Origin of the sequence: Halorubrum sp. Atlit-26R (genome assembly GCF_003666015.1) — an archaeon.
Lineage (GTDB): Archaea > Halobacteriota > Halobacteria > Halobacteriales > Haloferacaceae > Halorubrum.
Genome location: NZ_QPLT01000023.1, coordinates 1 through 15,850 on the forward strand (window position 1 = coordinate 1; position 15,850 = coordinate 15,850).

Here is a 15,850-nt window from a genome sequence, read left to right on the forward strand (position 1 = left end):
ACCCAATTCCTCAAGAAGAATAACTGTATTCGAAAGTGATAGTCCAGCAAGATGGTGGCGAATACCCTTTTCAATGATCTCGCGGGGTGTCCGCTCTCGCTCCACAAACTCCAAGTCGATCCACTCGGTACACTCGGTGAGGCGGGCGGTTTTCGGCATAGAGCACTGAATCCTCGTCCCGCCTCTTCCTTAACTTAACACCGCGAAAAACTCCAGCCGATTATTTATAAATGAGAAATCGCAGATCGACGGTAAATACCGCCAAAGCCCCAGCCACGAGGACTCGCGCGACTCGCTGCGCTCCTCACTCGGTCGCTACCGCTCCCTCGTTCCGGTGCTTGCGTCGTCAAGCTTCGTCCTCGTGGCTGCCCCTTTGAGTCCCACCCCGCACCGCAACCGCGCCTCACACCTCCCCAGCCTCGTCGCTCGCGCTTAAAAGCGCTCGCGACTCCCTCGCGCGTGCGACTCGCGCCCTGCGGGCGCTCGTCGGCACACGCCGACCGCAGGAGACTCGTTTATACGTGGCGACGGTCGAAATCGGCTACTCGTCGTCGTTGTCGATCGACTCCTCGACCGCGTGATGCGGCCCCACCGGCCCGTGCGTCGGACAGACGCCGGCGATGGGGGTCGCGTTGAGACAGCAGGTGCGCCGCTGGCCTGCGACGAGGCCTTTTGAGAGGGGTTCGCCGCAGCGAGCGCAGTACGACTCCGTCTCGTCGCCGGCCATCCCTACCGCTCGCGGATCCGCATCGGCACCGGGTGGTTCGGGTGCATCGTCAGCGAGCCGCGCAGCGAGAGGTCCGGTCCCTCGTAGTCGAGGTCGAACCGCGAGCAGACGGTCGCGAGGATGATCTTGGCCTCCAGCAGCGAGAACGCCTTGCCGATACAGTGGCGCGGGCCGCCGCCGAACGGGAAGTACGCAAATCTGGGGCGTTGGCTCCGACGCTCGGCCGTCCAGCGGTCGGGGTCGAACTTTTCAGGGTCGTTGTACCAGCGCTCGGACCGGTGGATCACCCACTGGGAGACCATCAGCGCCGAGCCCTCGGGGATCCGGTACCCCCCCAGTTTCACGTCGAGCTTCGGCTCGCGGAACAGGGTGTAGACCGGTGGGTAGAGCCGCATCGACTCGTTGAGCACGCGCTCGGTGTACTCCATCTCGCGGACCGCGTCCGCGGTCAGGGGGCCGGTACTCACAGCTTCCTTGGCTTCGCCTTCGACCCGCTCGCGTGCCTCGGGGTGGTCCGAGAGGAGGTAGAAGGTGTACGTCAGTGCGAGCGCGGTGGTGTCGTGGCCCGCGAGGAGCATCGTCACCAGCTCGTCGCGGAGGTTCTCGTCGGTCTGCTCGCCGCGGTCGCGGGCGCGGAGCAGGACGGAGAGCAGGTCCATCGGGAGGTCGGCGTCAGGGTCGCCCGGCGGCCCGCGGACGCCGGTCCCGTCGGGGCCGGCGGGGTCGACGCTCGGGTCGCGCTCCGTGCCGCGGCGGCGGGCGACGATGTCGTCGATCACCGATTCGAGCGTGTCGATCGCGGCGTCGAACTCGCGGTTCTCGCGGGTCGGCATCCAGTCCGGAATCAGGTACCGACGGGGGTCGGGCTCGAACCGGGCGCCGAGCGGTTCGAGGTTCTCCTGAACCGTCTTCACCTCCTCGTCGGTGACGTCGGCGCCGAACATCGCCGTGACGATGATCTTGACGGTGAGCCGCGCTAACTCTAACTGGAGGTCGACGACGTCGCCGTCCGCCCAGTCGGCGACGTGCGACTCGGCGTGGTCGGCCATCACGCCGGCGAGCGCGCCGATCCGGCGGTTGTGGAACGCGGGGTTCGCCAGCTTCCGCTGCCGTTGCCACGTCTCGCCCTCGCTCATGAGGAGGCCGTCGCCGAGCAGGGTGTCCATCGCGTCGTCGAACTGCGGCTTTCGGTAGCGTTCGGCGTCCGCGACGAGCACGCGCTCGACGTCCGCGGGGTTCGTGAGCATGTACGTCTCCCGCGGGCCGAGATTCAGTCGCACCACGTCGCCGTAGCTGTCGGCGCAGGCGCGCAGGAAGCCGAAGGGGTCGTCGGCGAACTGGCGACCGTTGCCGAACAGGGGGTCGCCCAGCGGTCCGGGCGGCGTAACGGACATACAATTTCTGGGGGTTGAGCGGGGTTAAACGTTCGGCGGAGCGCGAAGCGTGGCGGGGAACACGAGACGTGAGAAGAGCGGACGGGATCGGGGGGTCGGGGCGCGGTGAGGCTGGGCGTCGGAGCGCGGCGAGCGCGGGGGGCCGGGGCGTTACCGCGCGTCCAGCCGCTCGACGCGGGCGATCAGCTCGTCGACGGCCGCCTCCTGGTCGTCGGTGGCGTCGACGATGCGCTCGGTCGCGTCCTCGGTGCGGTCGGAGCGCTCGCGGACCGCCTCCAGCGACGAGGTCAGCTCCTCGACGGTCGCGGCCTGGTCGTCGGTGGTCCGCGCCACCTCCGCGACGCCCGCGGCCGCCTCGTCGACGGCGTCGGCGATCTCCTCTAAGGAGTCGAGGACCGTCTCGATCTCGGTGCCCGCGTCCTCGATGCGCTCGTGGGAGCGCTCGACGGCGGTCGTCGTCTCCGCGGACTGCGCCTGGAGCTTGTCGAGGCTCTCCGTGATCTCCTCGGTGTAGCCGCGGGTCTCGTCGGCGAGCTTCTTCACCTCCTCGGCGACGACCGCGAAGCCGTCGCCGCCCTCGCCGGCGCGGGCGGCCTCGATGTTGGCGTTCAAGGCGAGCAGGTTCGTCTGCTCGGCCACGTCGGAGATGACCTCGATGACCTCCTCGATGTCGTCCATGCGCTCGGAGAGCGCGCCGACGCTCTCGACCAGCTCGTCGCCGATCTCGACGACGTCCTCCGTCGCCTGACGCGCGTCCTCGCTGGCGTCGAGCCCCTCGTCGGCGGCGTCGGCGGCCGCGACCGCGGCGGAGTCGACCTGGTCCGCGGTGGCGGCGACTTCCTCCATCCCCGCGGAGAAGGACTGCATCTCCGAGACGCTCTCTTCGAGGAGCTCGTTCTGCTCGTCGACGTTCTCGGCGATGTCGGCGGCCGCGGCGCTCGCCTCCTCGACGGTCTCGTCGAGGTCGCGCGCCTTCTCGTGGACCCCCGAGGAGAGCTGGTCTAAGTTCTCGGCCATCTGGTTGACGACGTCGACGACGCGGACCAAGTCGGCGCTGAGGTGATCGAAGGAGTCGCGGCGGCTCGCGCGGGCGTCGAGGTTCCCCTCGCCGATCGCCTCCGCAGTCTCCCGGACCTCCGCGACCAGCTCGCCCGTGGCGTCGCGCTGGTTCACGTTCTCCGTGCGGTCGACGACGACCTCCGTCACGCCGACGAGATCTCCGGTCTCCTCGTCGTACATCGCGGTCGCCGTGAACTCGATGTGGCGCTCATCGCCGTGGCGGTCGACCATCGTGCTGGTGTCGCGGTAGCGGTTGCGGCCGGCCTCGCGACGCTCGACGCCGTGGACCTCGTCGGCGGTGTCCGGCACGTCGAGCACCTTGTCGGCGAGCGTGTCGGCCCGGCGGCCGTCGGGGTAGAACAGCTCCGAGACGTGGTCGTGGCCGATCGCCTCCTCGCGCTCGACGCCGGTGAGCGACGCGATCGCCTCGTTCCACTCCGCGACGTTCCCCTCGCAGTCGAGGATAAACGTCGGGACGCTGGTGGCGTTGAACACCTGCTGGAAGCCGGCGCCCGCGAGCGTCGCCGCGCGGTTCACGCCGTCGGCGTCGGTGAACGTGTGGTCGCCGCCGATCTCGTCGGCGGTGTCAGTCGGTGTGCCGTCGGCTGATCCGGCGGAATCGGGTCCGTCCTCGACGACGACGCCCCCGTCGGGGACCGACCGAGAGTCGGTCCCCCGTCCGAGTAGCCGCCGCAGACGCTCGCGAAGTCCCGTCATGTCTACGTCACCGTCTCCCAACCGACATGATAAACCGCACGTCCCGGTATTCGTGTTTGATAATTTGCGGACGCGGTAGGCGGTGGGCGGCGGGCAACGGGCGGTGGGCGGCGAGCAACGGGCGGTGGGCGGCGGGCAACGGGCGGCGGGCGCCAGCGAGCCGGGAGCGCCCGGCCCGCAGCGTTCAATGGCGTCGGGCGGCTACGGCGATCCGAGACCGATGGACGCCGACGCGGTGCGCGAGCGGGCCCGAGACCTCCCGACGGAGCCCGGGGTCTACCAGTTCCGCGCGGGCGAGACGACGCTGTACGTCGGGAAGGCGCTCGACCTCCGCGACCGAGTGCGGTCGTACGCGGACCCGCGCTCGGGGCGCATCCGCGGGATGGTCGAGCGCGCCGACCGGATCGAGTTCGCGGTCACCGACACGGAGACGCAGGCGCTCCTCTTGGAGGCGAACCTCATCAAGCGGCTCCGGCCGCGGTACAACGTCCGGCTGAAGGACGACAAGTCGTACCCCTTGGTCGCCTTCTCCGACCATGAGGTGCCCCGGATCGAGGTGACCCGCGACCCCGAGGCGGGCGCGGTCGCGTACGGCCCGTTCACCGACGTGGGCCGCGTCGAGACCGTGGTGAAGGCGGTGCGGGAGGTGTACGGCCTCCGCGGCTGCTCGGACCACAAGTACGAGGGCCGCGACCGGCCCTGCCTCGACTACGAGATGGGAATCTGCTCGGCGCCGTGTACCGGGGAGATATCGCCCGCGGACTACGCCGAGGACGTCGCCGCCGCGCGGCGCTTCTTCGAGGGCGAGACCGGCGTCCTCGCGGACCCCCTGCGGCGGCGGATGGAGGCCGCCGCCGAGGCGAACGAGTTCGAGCGCGCCGCGAACCTCCGCGACCGCCTCGAAGCCGTCGAGGCGTTCCACGGCGAGGGCGGCGAGGCCGTCAGCGACCGGAGCGACGACCGCACCGTCGACGTGCTGGCGGCCGCGGTCGAGGGCGACGCGGCCCGCGTGGCCCGGCTCCACAGCGAGCGCGGCCAACTGGTCGACCGGAGCCGGCACCGGTTGGACGCGGCGGCGGTGGGGGACGCGGGGGGAGGAACGGAAGACGGCGCCGACGCCAACACCCCCGCGGCCGTCCTCGCGGCGTTCCTCGCGCAGTACTACGCCGAGCGTGAGTTCCCGGACGCGGTCCTCCTCGCCGAGCGGCCCGCCGACCGCGACGTGGTCGACTGGCTGGAGGGCGAGGGAGTCGCGGTGCGCGTGCCGGGCGCCGGCCGGGAGGCGAAGCTCGTCGAGCTCGCCCTCAAGAACGCCCGGAAGCGCGGCGGGCGCGACGACCCCGTGGGCGCGCTCGGAGAGCGGCTCGGAATCGCCCGCCCGGAGCGGATCGAGGGGTTCGACGTGAGCCACGCCCAGGGGACCGCGGTGGTCGGCTCCGACGTGTGCTTCGTCGACGGCAGCGCCGAGACCGCCGACTACCGGCGGAAGAAGCTCACCGACCGCAACGACGACTACGCGAACATGCGCGAGCTGGTCCGGTGGCGCGCCGAGCGCGCGGTCGAGGACCGGGACGACCGCCCCGACCCCGACCTCCTCCTCATCGACGGCGGCGAGGGGCAGCTGGGCGCCGCCCGCGACGCGCTCGCGGAGACGGGGTGGGACGCCCCCGTCGTCGCGCTCGCCAAGTCAGAGGAGCTGGTCGTCACCCCGACGGGAACCCAGCGATGGCCCGACGACGCGCCCGAGCTCCACCTGCTCCAGCGCGTTCGCGACGAGGCGCACCGCTTCGCCGTCTCCTACCACCAGACCGTCCGCGACGAGGTGGCGACCGTCCTCGACGACGTGCCCGGCGTCGGCCCCGAGACCCGCCGCCGCCTCCTCCGCCGGTTCGGTTCGGTGGAGAACGTCCGCGACGCCTCCCGCGCGGACCTCACCGACGTCGACGGCGTCGGCGACGCGACCGCCGATACGATCCGGGAGCGCTTATAAATGGAACGGCAGATGGCGACGATGTCTTATAAGTAGACGCGGCGGTGGCGGTCGGCGCGTGCCTGCGAGCGGCCGACAGGCCGCGAGCCAGCACGCGCGAGGGAGTCGCCCGGGCGGAGCGAAGCGGAGGCCGGGCGACGAGGCTGGGGAGGCGTGAGGCTGCGGTGCCGTGTAGGGCGGGGCGGGGCGGGGCGGGACTCAAAGGGGCAGTCGGGAGGCCGGCGGAGGCGACGTAAGCACCGCAACGAGGGAGCGAACGAAGTGAGCGACTGAGTGAGGAGCGCAGCGAGCGTCCGCCGGCCTCCCGGCTGGGGCTTTGGAAGCGTTCTCTGTAGGTCTGTTATCAGGCGCATATAGCCGAGCGGCTGGGGCTTTGGGGGAGTCCGTCTCGCCGAGCGGTATTTATAAACTAGCGAGCGATTCCACGCCAGACACTTATAAACAAACTCGATCAAAAACTCACACGTAATGCGAGCGTTCTTCGCCGTCGACCTCCCGGACTCCCTCGCGCCGGCCGTCGCGGACGCGCAGGCCCCGTTCGCGGACGCGCGCGGCGTCAATCCGGTCGACCCCGAACAGGCCCACGTGACGCTGAAGTTCCTCGGCGAGATCGGCGGACGCGACGACGAGACCGAACCGACGGTCGACGACGTGATCGCGGCCGGCGAGCGCGCGATCGACCGCGCCGCCGTCGCCCCATTTAAATGTACCATCGCCGACCTCGGCGTCTTCCCGAACCGCGACTACGTCTCCGTCGCCTGGGCCGGGGTCGACAGCGGGACCGAGGAACTCACCGCGCTTCACGAGGCGCTCGAAGCGGAGACGACCGCGCTCGGCGTCGACCCGGAAGAGCACGAGTTCACCCCGCACGTCACGCTGGCCCGGGTCGAGAACGCGACCGGCGCCGAGGCGGTCCGCGACGCGCTCGACGCCGACGACCCCGAAATCGGGAGCTTCGCGGTCGACGAGATCCGACTGATGAGATCGACGCTGACCGAGTCGGGACCCGAGTACGACGTCGCCCTGGAGTTCGACCTCGGGTGAGGCGCTCCGACACGCGTCTCCGGTGAGATTCTCACCGCTGATAGCCGCGGGCGTACGTTTAACGTACCGGATCGGTGAGGGGTTCTCAGATGGACGACGGGCCGCGATCGGAGGGCGCCACGGGATCGGCGGGGAGCGGCGGCGCCGGGCGGAGCGGCCGTCCGACCGACGGTGGCCCCCCGGCGGTGGCGCGGCTCGACCGGCGGTTCGACGCGTCGACGCGGCGCGAGGCGGCCGAGGCGCTCGGCAACCCCTCCAGTTCGATGAGCGCCGCCGCCGAGCGGATCGTCGAGGGGCTGTTCGAGACCGCGCTCGGCGACCCCGACGAGGCCGTCCGCGCGGCGGCGATCGAGTCGCTGTACTTCCACGGCGACGACCACGTCGACCGGTTAGCGCGGCGGATCGCCGAGCGTCGGGCCGCCGAAGGCGACACCCGAGAGGCGGGACGCGGCGTCGCCGAGACGTTCTCGCGCTGGCTGGGACACGAACGGGCCGCGTATCGGATGCTCGGCGCGACCGGGCTGTCGGCCGTCGGCGACGAGGGCGCCGCCGGCCGGCTCCGCGAGGCGTTCGGCGACGACGACGCGCGGGTCCGCGCTCGGGCCGTCAGGGGGTACGCGCGGGTCGGCGGCGAGGCGGTCGAGGCCGTCCGGCCGCTGGTGAACGCGCCGAACGAGCTCGTGCGCGGCGCCGCGCTCGACGCGCTCGTCGCGATCGGCAGCGACGACGCGGTCGAGCTGCTCGCGCTCGCGGCGCGGCGCGGGAACGAGCGGCTCCGGCTCGCCGTCGTCGACCGACTGGGAGCGCTCGACCGACGGGACGCGACCGGGGTACTGATCGGGTCGCTACGGGACCCCGCCGAGGCGGTCCGCCGGGCGGCCGCGAGGTCCGTCGCCGCGGTGGTCGCCGAGGCGGACGCGGTCCCCGCGGGCGAGGTTCGCGACCGCCTCCTCGCCGAGCGACCCTTCGAGGCCGACGGCCCGCTCGCGGCGTTCCGGGCGGTCGCCGCGGAGCGAACCGCGGCCGACCGGGCCGCGGAGAGCGGGGAGGCCGCCGGGTCGCGGGAGGGCGTGACCTCCGGGTCGCGAGAGCGCGTCGACGCGAAGACGAAGCGGTACGCGGCGTGGCTGTACTGTGAGCTCCTCGAGGCCGCGGACCCGACGGCCGCCGACCGGTCGGCGGCCGTCGAGTGGCTGATCGACGCGCTCGACCACCGCGACCGACTAGTCGCGGACCTCGCCGCCGCGTACCTGCCGCGGATCGTCTCGGCGGACGCGGCCGAGGAGGACCCCTTAGAGGGCGCGACCGAGTCCCCGCTCGGCGTCGACGTCGAGCGAAGGCTGCGCGCGCTCGCGAGCGACGAGGCCGCCGCCGAGGCCGCGCGGGAGCGCGCCAGGGCGGTGTTGCGGCGGTTCAAGCGGGCCGTCGTCGAGGCGGCCGCGGACCGCCACGTGGAGTACGTGTACGTCCGCTGGCCCGCGGACTACACCGAGAGCTACAACGAGTGACCGATCGACGAGACGGCGGGGGACCGGGCGTCCGCAGACGCGGACGGGGCGGCGGAGCCCGCACCGGCCGCCGAGGTGCCGCGGAACCCCAGCCTACGGCCGGCGAACGAACCGGCCGTCGTCGACCGCGACCGTCAGGTCGATCGTTTCGTCGAGGAAGTTCAGGACGGTGGCGACGTTCCGGTCCGCGTCGGCGTCGACGTACAGCTGTAACACGCCCCCCGCGTCCGCGAGGCGCGCGGCGAGCATGCGGACGAACGCCACCGCGCGTTCGACGTCGAAGGCGGCGACGATCTGGTGGAAGACGCTCACCTCCAGCGAGACGCGCTCGCCGGGCTCGTGGTTGGCGTCGAGGATCCGCGAGACCGTCTCGCCGACCTCGTCCGGGGAGAGGCGCGGGTCGAGCTCGACGATCTCGGCGTTGCGTCCCTCGAAGTCGACGTCGGGCGTCGCCTCGAAGTCGTACTCGCCGGTCGAGACGATCACCGTCCGCCGGGGCCACGCGTCGAGAGCCCCGTCGAGCGCGCGCACTAACCGCTCCGGGGTGGGAGTCACGGCCACCGCCAGCCCCGCGGCGCCGTGGAAATGCGTCCGGAGCGGGTCGGCCTCGCCGCCGGCCGCCGGCGCGTCGACGCGGACGACGCCGTCCCAGCCCACCACGTCCGCCACGTGAGTCCCGCCGGCGATCCGGTCGGCCACGTGCTCGTGGAGGTGCGTCTTGAACTCGGCGACGGCACCGTCGGTGTCGTAGGCGGTCTTCGCGGTGGCGCAGTACGGGCAGTCCCAACTCACGCGGAAGTCCGACTTCGAGAGCGCGTCGGAGTGGTGGGCGAGCAGGTGCGACCCCGTCACGTCGGCCATCTCCGAGCGGTCCCGCGTCCACGCGACGAACCCGCACCGGTCACACGCCCAGCGGCTCACCATGATCGAGAACGTACCTCACGAGACCCGTCGGAAGTACATGTATGTTGTGTCACGTGTGGCCGGCCGCCGCGCGCGCGGCGGGCTCGGCGGGCGCGACGACGGCGGTCACGCGGAATCGACCGATCGGTCGCCGTCGCCCGCGCCGTCACTCGGCGTCGACGGCGAACCCGTTCTCGTCGGCGTGTTCCACGCGGACGCGCGTGACCCGCGTCGCGGTCGCGCCGGTGACGGCGAGCGTGACGGCGCCGACCGCGACGCGGTCGCCCTCCCTCGGCAGCCGGCCGAGCTGTCGGGTTATCAGACCCGCGACCGTCTCGGCGCCCGCGTCCGCGGGCAGCGCGAGCCCGAGCGTCTCGTTGAGGTGCGAGACGGTGGTCCAGCCGCGCACGACCGCGGCGTCGGGCGCGACCACGTCGACGGCGTCCGTCTCCCACCGCCCGACCAGCTCGCCGACCACCTCCTCGAAGAGGTCCTCCAAGGTCGCGATCCCGACGACCGCGCCGTGTTCGTCGACGACGATCACCATCCGCGCCTCGCTCGCGCGCATCTCCGCGAACAGCTCGTCGAGCGGCTTCGTCTCGGGGACGAACGCCGGCTCGCTGAGCGCACTCGCGAGGTCGGCGCCGGTCTCCTCGGCGCGGATCGCGTCGCGCACGTCGACGATTCCGACCACGTCGTCGCGGTTCTCGCCGTAGACGGGCATCCGGGTGACGCCCTCGCCCGCGGCCCGCGAGAGCGCGTCCGCCGGCGTCGCCGTGTCGGGGAGCGCGACCACGTCGGTTCGGGGGACCATCACCGCGGCGACGGTCGTGGTCTCCAAGTCGAGGACGCCGCGGATCATCGCGCCCTCGTCGGGGTCGAGCGCGCCCGCGGCCTCGCCCGACCGGACGAGCGTCGCGATCTCCTCGCGGGTGAGGTACGACTCGATGGCCGACTCCCCGCCCGTGAACCGGTTGACGACGCCGGAGAGCGCCTCGAACACGTACAGCACCGGGCGGAGGACGCGCTGGATCGCGACGACGATCCGCGAGACGCGGAGCGCGTGCTTCTCCGCGTTGGCGACCGCGTACGACTTCGGCGCGATCTCGCCGAAGACGATGACGAAGAGCGAGGTGACGAGCGTCGAGCCCGTGGCCGCCTCGCCGCCGGAGAACCCGAACCGGACGAACACCGCGGTCGCGACCGACGCCGCGGCGATGTTGGCGACGTTGTTGCTCACCAGCGCCGTCACGAGGAAGCGGTGCGAGTCGTCGCGCAGGGCCGACAGCGCCCGGGCGCCGGGGACGTCGGTCGCGACGAGCGAGTCGATCCGGTGGGTCGGCACGGAGAACACGGCGAGCTCCGAACTGGAGAAGAAGGCGCTCACCGCGGTCAGCGCGAGGATGGCGCCGACGCCGACGAACGCGATCGTGAGGTCCATACGACCACGTGCGGCCGGGTATAAAAGGGAGTACCGACGCGGTGATACCCACGAACGCGCATTCTCCACCGGAAACGGAGGGGTCGATACCCACGAGCGCGGATCCGTCCGGGCGGCAAAACGGCGCGATTCGGAAAGCGTTAACCCCGCGCCGCGGGTGCGTTTCGGCATGAAGGTACTCGTCACCGACCCCATCGCGGACGCGGGGTTGGACCGACTCCGAGACGCCGGCCACGAGGTCGTCACCGACTACGAGAGCGAGGGGGAGGCGCTGCTCGACGCCGTCGCCGACGCCAACGCGCTGATCGTCCGGTCCGGGACCGACGTGAACGAGGCCGTCTTCGAGGCCGCGACCGACCTCGTCATCGTCGGCCGCGCCGGCATCGGCGTCGACAACATCGACATCGAGGCCGCCACCGACCACGGCGTCATCGTCGCGAACGCGCCCGAGGGGAACGTCCGCGCCGCCGCCGAGCACACGGTCGCGATGACGTTCGCCGTCGCGCGCTCGATCCCGCAGGCGCACGGCCGCCTCGTCGGCGGCGAGTGGGCGAAAGGCGAGTTCCTCGGCACCGAGGTGAACAACAAGACGCTCACCATCGTCGGCCTCGGCCGCGTCGGCCAGGAGGTCGCCAAGCGGCTCGACTCGCTCGGGATGGACCTGGTCGTCTACGACCCGTACATCTCCGAGGAGCGCGCCGAGCGCATGAACGCGGAGCTCGTCGAGGACCTCCACGACGCGCTCGCCGCGGGCGACTTCGCGACGATCCACACCCCGCTCCTCCCCGAGACCGAGGGGATGATCGGGGAGGCCGAGCTGGCCCAGCTCGAGGGCGGCTACCTGATCAACTGCGCCCGCGGCGGCATCGTCGACGAGGACGCGCTCGCCGAGGCGGTCGACGACGGCGTCCTCGCGGGCGCCGCGCTCGACTCCTTCGCGGAGGAGCCGCTCCCGCAGGACTCGCCGCTGCTCGACGTCGAGGAGATCGTCCTCACGCCGCACCTCGGCGCCTCGACTGAGGCCGCCCAGGAGAACGTCGCGGTCGACACCGCGGAGGCCGTCCTCGCGGCGTTCGACGACGAGCCGGTCCTGACCGCGCTCAACGCGCCCTCCGTCGACGAGAGCGCCTTCCCGCGGATCGAGCCGTACATCGACGTGGCCGAGACCGCCGGGAAGGTCGCCGCGCAGCTGCTCGACGGCCGGATCACCGAGGTGGAGGCCACATACGAGGGCGACATCGCCGCCGAGGACGTCGACCTCGTCACCGCGAGCGCGCTGAAGGGCGTCTTCGAGCCCTTGGAGTGGCAGGTGAACGCGGTGAACGCGCCGCGGCTCGCCGAGGAGCGCGGCATCGAGGTGACGGAGTCGAAGACCCGACAGACCGACGACTTCCAGAGCCTCGTCCGCGTCACCGTGCGCAACGGCGACGACGAGATCGCGGTCGAGGGGACGCTGTTCGCGGGCGAGGACGCCCGCATCGTCCGGATCGACGGGTTCCGCGTCGACGCGGTCCCGTACGGCCACATGCTCGTCGCGCGCAACACCGACGAGCCGGGCGTCATCGGCCTCATCGGCACCGTCCTCGGCGACCACGACGTCAACATCGCCGGGATGTTCAACGGCCGCGAGACGCAGGGCGGCGAGGCGCTCACCGTCTACAACCTCGACTCGGCCGTCCCCGACGCCGCGATCGAGGAGCTGCTCGCCGACGACCGCGTCGTCGAGATCACCGAGATCACGCTGGACGGCGCCGACGGGCGGGCCGACGAGTAGGACGCGTTAGTACTCGGCCACCGGGACGAACGGCTCGAAGTCGTCGACGTTCCGGGTGACGACCGTCATGTCCTCGGCGTCGGCGACCCCGGCGATGAGCAGGTCCGCGGCGGCCGCGTCGACGGCCCGTCGCGTGTGGTCGTCGGACCGGTACAGGTCCGCCTCGAAGGCGCTCGCGGCGAGCGCGTGGTCGCTCGCGACCGGCACCACGTCGAGCCACTCGAACGCGGCCGCGAGCCGCTCCGGGTCGAACGAGTCGTCGAGACGGAGACCGACCGCGACCTCCTTGTAGTTCATCGCGGTCGTCGCGAACTCCTCTTCCTCGTGCGCTTCGAGGAACCGCCGAACGTCGTCGGAGCCGCCCAGGTAGTCGATCAGAAACGTGGTGTCGAGCAGGTACCGCGTCACGCAGATCCCCCGGCGTCGCCGTTCGCGTCGTCGAGATCGTCAGCGTCGCCGTCCGAACGACCCTCGTCAACCCCGTCCGCCAGCCGATCGATCGCCGCGGTCTGTCGCTCGGTCGCGGACTCGTCGAAACGCTCCCGCGACGCGGCCGCGGCCTCGCGGAGCGACTCGGCCTCCTCGGCCGACAGCGATCCGAACCCCTCGCGCCAGTCGCCCTCGCTCTCGTCGATCAGCCGGTCGAGGAGGTCGGTGAAGCTCTCGCCGTCGCGCTTCCGAGCGCGGAGCCGCTCGTACACCTCCTCGCGAACGCCGATCGTCTTGGTGGGCATCTCGTGTTTGTGTACGTGTTTGTGTGTGTAAAACGTAACGGCGACGGGCGGACGGAACGCGAAACGAACTGGGCGGAGCGTAAGCGGAGAACGGCGTGCGCGGCCGACCGATCAGTCGTGTAAGAGGTCGAGGATCGAGTCGACGTCGTTCGGAACCGGCTCGGGGTCGCCGCCGGCCTCGTAGGCGGCGTCGGGGTCCTTGAGGAGGTGGCCGGTCGTCAGGCAGACGACGCGCTCGTCGTCATCGACGACGCCGGAGCGCCGGAGCTTCTTGAGGCCCGCGAGGCTCGCGGCGGAAGCGGGCTCGACGCCGACGCCCTCGCTGGCGAGGTGGCGCTGCGCGGCGGTGATCTCCGGGTCGCTGACGGCGACGGCGGTACCGCCGGTGTTCCGGATCCCGGGGATCGCTTTCGGCGCGTTGACCGGGTTGCCGATGCGGATCGCGGTCGCGCGCGTCTCGACCTCCTCCCAGCGCCGGATCTCGTCGTTCCCCTCCTCGATCGCCTCGACCATCGGCGCCGCGCCCTCGGCCTGAACGCCGGTGAGCTTGGGGACCTCGTCGACGTCGAGCGCGCCCGACTGGACGAGCTCGCGGAACCCCTTATAAAGCGCGGAGGTGTTGCCCGCGTTGCCGACGGGGAGGACGATCCGGTCCGGGAACGTCCCGTAGTCGGCGTAGAACTCCTCCAATATCTCGAAGCCGATCGTCTTCTGTCCCTCTAAGCGGAACGGGTTCAGCGAGTTGAGCAGGTACGCCTCGCCGCGGGCGGCGAGCTCCTGCACGATGTCGAGACAGGCGTCGAAGTTGCCGTCGACCTCCAGGATGCGCGCGCCGTGGAGGCTGGCCTGCGCGATCTTCCCCGCGGCGACCTTCCCCGCCGGGAGGAGGACCAGCGTCTGCATCCCGCCGCGGCCGCCGTACGCCGCGAGCGCGGCCGAGGTGTTGCCCGTCGAGGCGCACGCGAGCGCGTCGACGCCGAGTTCCTTCGCCACCCGCACGCCGACGGTCATCCCGCGGTCCTTGAACGAGCCGGTGGGGTTCATCCCCTCATGTTTGATCCGGAGCGCGTCGACGCCCACCGACTCCTCGATGCGCGGGACGCGGTGGAGCGGCGTGTCGCCCTCGGGGAGCGTGACGCCGAGGTCGAAGGGGAGCGCCTCGCGGTACCGCCAGACGCCGCGATCCGGGCCGTCGGAGGGCGCGCCCGCGCCGAACTCCTCGAACGTCGGCGGGTCGTCGTACCGGACTTCGAGGAGGCCGTCGCACTCGTCGCAGGTGTACCGGACGTCCTCGAAGGGGGCGAACGTCTCGTCGCACTCGATACAGGCGAGCCACGTCCCGTCGGCGGCGCAGTCGGGCCCCGCCGGGGCCGGGGCGTCGATGGCGAGATCCATTACGACGAGGTCCGTTCCGCCGCGGCTTAAGACGGGCGGTCGGAACGGACGTTGCCGGCCGGAACGAAGGTGTTCGGTCGTCGCCGGGCGGCCGAGTCCGTCCCCTTCAGTCGACGATGATCTCGGAGGTGTCGTCGCTCCCGTCCTCGCCGGAGCCGAGGCGGTCCTGATAGCGCTGGATCCAGTCGGCGAAGCAGTCGGGACAGAGCCGCTGGGTGTCGATGTTTGCCCGATCGACGCTCAGCCGGACGGTCCGCGAGAGCGCGTCCGTCGTCGGCTCGCCGCAGGCGTCGCAGGGCTCGGTCGTCGGCGCGTCGCTCATGTCGTACCGGTCGCGGCGCCGGCTCTTAAAAGTACGTCGACGGAACCGAGGCGTCTCGGCGGCGATGCGCCGCCGGTCTCACACCGTCCGGAACGCCCGGTCGCCGGCGTCGCCGAGGCCGGGGACGATGAACCCGGCGTCGTCGAGGCGGTCGTCGATGGCGACCGTCAGCAGGTCCGCCTCGGGGACGGCCTCGCTCACGCGGACGAGGCCGGCGGGCGCGGAGACCGCGGAGAGCACGAACAGGTCCTCGAAGTCGTCGGCCTCGTCGAGGACGTGGTCGAGGACGGCGACCATCGTCGACCCCGTCGCGAGCATCGGGTCCGCGACGATGACGGTGTCTTCCGGCCTGATCTCGGGGAGCTTCACGTAGTCGATTGTGATCGGGAACTCGCCGTCCGCGGTCATCCCGGCCTCCTCGTCGCGGCCGGCGGAGATGACGCCCTGCTTCGCGCGCGGAAACGCTTTTAAAAGTCCCTCGACGAACGGGGTCGCGGCGCGGAGGACGTTGATGATCACCACGTCGTCGAGCCCCTTCACGCGCTCGCCGGTGGTCTCCGCGAGGGGGGTCTCGACGGGGACGTACTCCGTCTCCATCGCGCCGTCGATGATCTCGTAGCCGCAGATGCGGCCGAGCTTCACGAGCCCCTTCCGGAACGCCACCTGCTCCGTCTCGACGTCGCGCAGCCGGGAGAGGGTGTCCGTCGCCAGCGCGTGGGTGATGAGGTACGCGTCGTCGCGGTCTTCGATCGTCATTGTCCGGAATCGCGCCCGGAACGGCCTTAAAACGTGGCGAATCGAGCGTTCGCCGGGCGGCGCGAAGCGGCGTAGGCGGCAGCGGC

General features: G+C 71.4%; 14 protein-coding genes and 1 pseudogene. 4 read left to right on the forward strand and 11 right to left on the reverse strand.

What is annotated here, in order from left to right; genetic code table 11:
* The 4 genes and pseudogenes from DVK07_RS23750 to DVK07_RS17665 form a co-directional block, all read right to left on the reverse strand.
* Positions 1-159 (reverse strand): annotated as a pseudogene (locus DVK07_RS23750) (IS6 family transposase); the annotation flags it as partial.
* 382 nt (positions 160-541) lie between these two features.
* Positions 542-727 carry a hypothetical protein gene (locus tag DVK07_RS17655; RefSeq protein WP_121598249.1) on the reverse strand — a complete coding sequence of 62 codons (186 nt, stop codon included), beginning with the start codon at positions 725-727 and terminating at the stop codon, positions 542-544.
* Positions 728-729: 2 nt separating this feature from the next.
* Positions 730-2,121, reverse strand: coding sequence for a cytochrome P450 (locus tag DVK07_RS17660; RefSeq protein ID WP_121598250.1), 1,392 nt, complete (start codon positions 2,119-2,121; stop codon positions 730-732).
* Positions 2,122-2,271: 150 nt separating this feature from the next.
* Positions 2,272-3,897: a methyl-accepting chemotaxis protein gene (locus tag DVK07_RS17665; protein WP_121598251.1), complete on the reverse strand. Its 1,626-nt coding sequence runs from the start codon at positions 3,895-3,897 to the stop codon at positions 2,272-2,274.
* Between the two features lie 220 nt (positions 3,898-4,117).
* Here DVK07_RS17665 and DVK07_RS17670 point away from each other — a divergent pair, with 220 nt between their 5' ends.
* The 3 genes from DVK07_RS17670 to DVK07_RS17680 all read left to right on the forward strand — a co-directional run bounded on the left by DVK07_RS17670 (position 4,118) and on the right by DVK07_RS17680 (position 8,439).
* Positions 4,118-5,887 (forward strand): excinuclease ABC subunit C, encoded by a 1,770-nt coding sequence (locus DVK07_RS17670; protein WP_121598252.1) that lies wholly within the window; start codon positions 4,118-4,120, stop codon positions 5,885-5,887.
* Between the two features lie 468 nt (positions 5,888-6,355).
* Complete coding sequence (gene thpR, locus DVK07_RS17675; RefSeq protein WP_121598253.1) at positions 6,356-6,931, forward strand: RNA 2',3'-cyclic phosphodiesterase; 576 nt, start codon at positions 6,356-6,358, stop codon at positions 6,929-6,931.
* Between the two features lie 89 nt (positions 6,932-7,020).
* Entirely contained in the window at positions 7,021-8,439 is a 1,419-nt protein-coding gene (locus DVK07_RS17680) for a HEAT repeat domain-containing protein (RefSeq protein ID WP_121598254.1), read from the forward strand.
* A gap of 93 nt (positions 8,440-8,532) precedes the next feature.
* On the opposite strand, the gene DVK07_RS17685 is transcribed toward DVK07_RS17680, so the two are convergent.
* Together DVK07_RS17685 and DVK07_RS17690 are read right to left on the reverse strand one after the other, a co-directional pair.
* Entirely contained in the window at positions 8,533-9,363 is an 831-nt protein-coding gene (locus DVK07_RS17685) for a hypothetical protein (RefSeq protein WP_121598255.1), read from the reverse strand.
* A 145-nt stretch (positions 9,364-9,508) separates the two neighbouring features.
* Positions 9,509-10,783, reverse strand: a complete 1,275-nt coding sequence (locus tag DVK07_RS17690) for a hemolysin family protein (protein WP_121598256.1) — start codon at positions 10,781-10,783, stop codon at positions 9,509-9,511.
* A 169-nt stretch (positions 10,784-10,952) separates the two neighbouring features.
* Here DVK07_RS17690 and serA point away from each other — a divergent pair, with 169 nt between their 5' ends.
* Complete coding sequence (gene serA, locus DVK07_RS17695; protein ID WP_121598257.1) at positions 10,953-12,557, forward strand: phosphoglycerate dehydrogenase; 1,605 nt, start codon at positions 10,953-10,955, stop codon at positions 12,555-12,557.
* Positions 12,558-12,563: 6 nt separating this feature from the next.
* Here serA and DVK07_RS17700 read toward each other — a convergent pair whose 3' ends face one another.
* From DVK07_RS17700 to upp, 5 genes are all read right to left on the reverse strand, one after another.
* Positions 12,564-12,965, reverse strand: a complete 402-nt coding sequence (locus DVK07_RS17700) for a type II toxin-antitoxin system VapC family toxin (protein ID WP_121598258.1) — start codon at positions 12,963-12,965, stop codon at positions 12,564-12,566.
* Positions 12,962-13,291: an antitoxin VapB family protein gene (locus tag DVK07_RS17705; RefSeq protein WP_121598259.1), complete on the reverse strand. Its 330-nt coding sequence runs from the start codon at positions 13,289-13,291 to the stop codon at positions 12,962-12,964. The genes DVK07_RS17700 and DVK07_RS17705 overlap by 4 nt, the downstream gene beginning before the upstream one ends.
* Before the next feature lie 111 nt (positions 13,292-13,402).
* Complete coding sequence (gene thrC / locus DVK07_RS17710; RefSeq protein WP_121598260.1) at positions 13,403-14,686, reverse strand: threonine synthase; 1,284 nt, start codon at positions 14,684-14,686, stop codon at positions 13,403-13,405.
* Positions 14,687-14,792: 106 nt separating this feature from the next.
* Complete coding sequence (locus DVK07_RS17715) at positions 14,793-15,008, reverse strand: hypothetical protein (RefSeq protein ID WP_121598261.1); 216 nt, start codon at positions 15,006-15,008, stop codon at positions 14,793-14,795.
* 78 nt (positions 15,009-15,086) lie between these two features.
* A complete protein-coding gene (gene upp, locus DVK07_RS17720; protein ID WP_121598262.1) occupies positions 15,087-15,764 on the reverse strand; it encodes a uracil phosphoribosyltransferase in 678 nt (225 codons plus the stop codon).
* Positions 15,765-15,850: the final 86 nt, after the last annotated feature.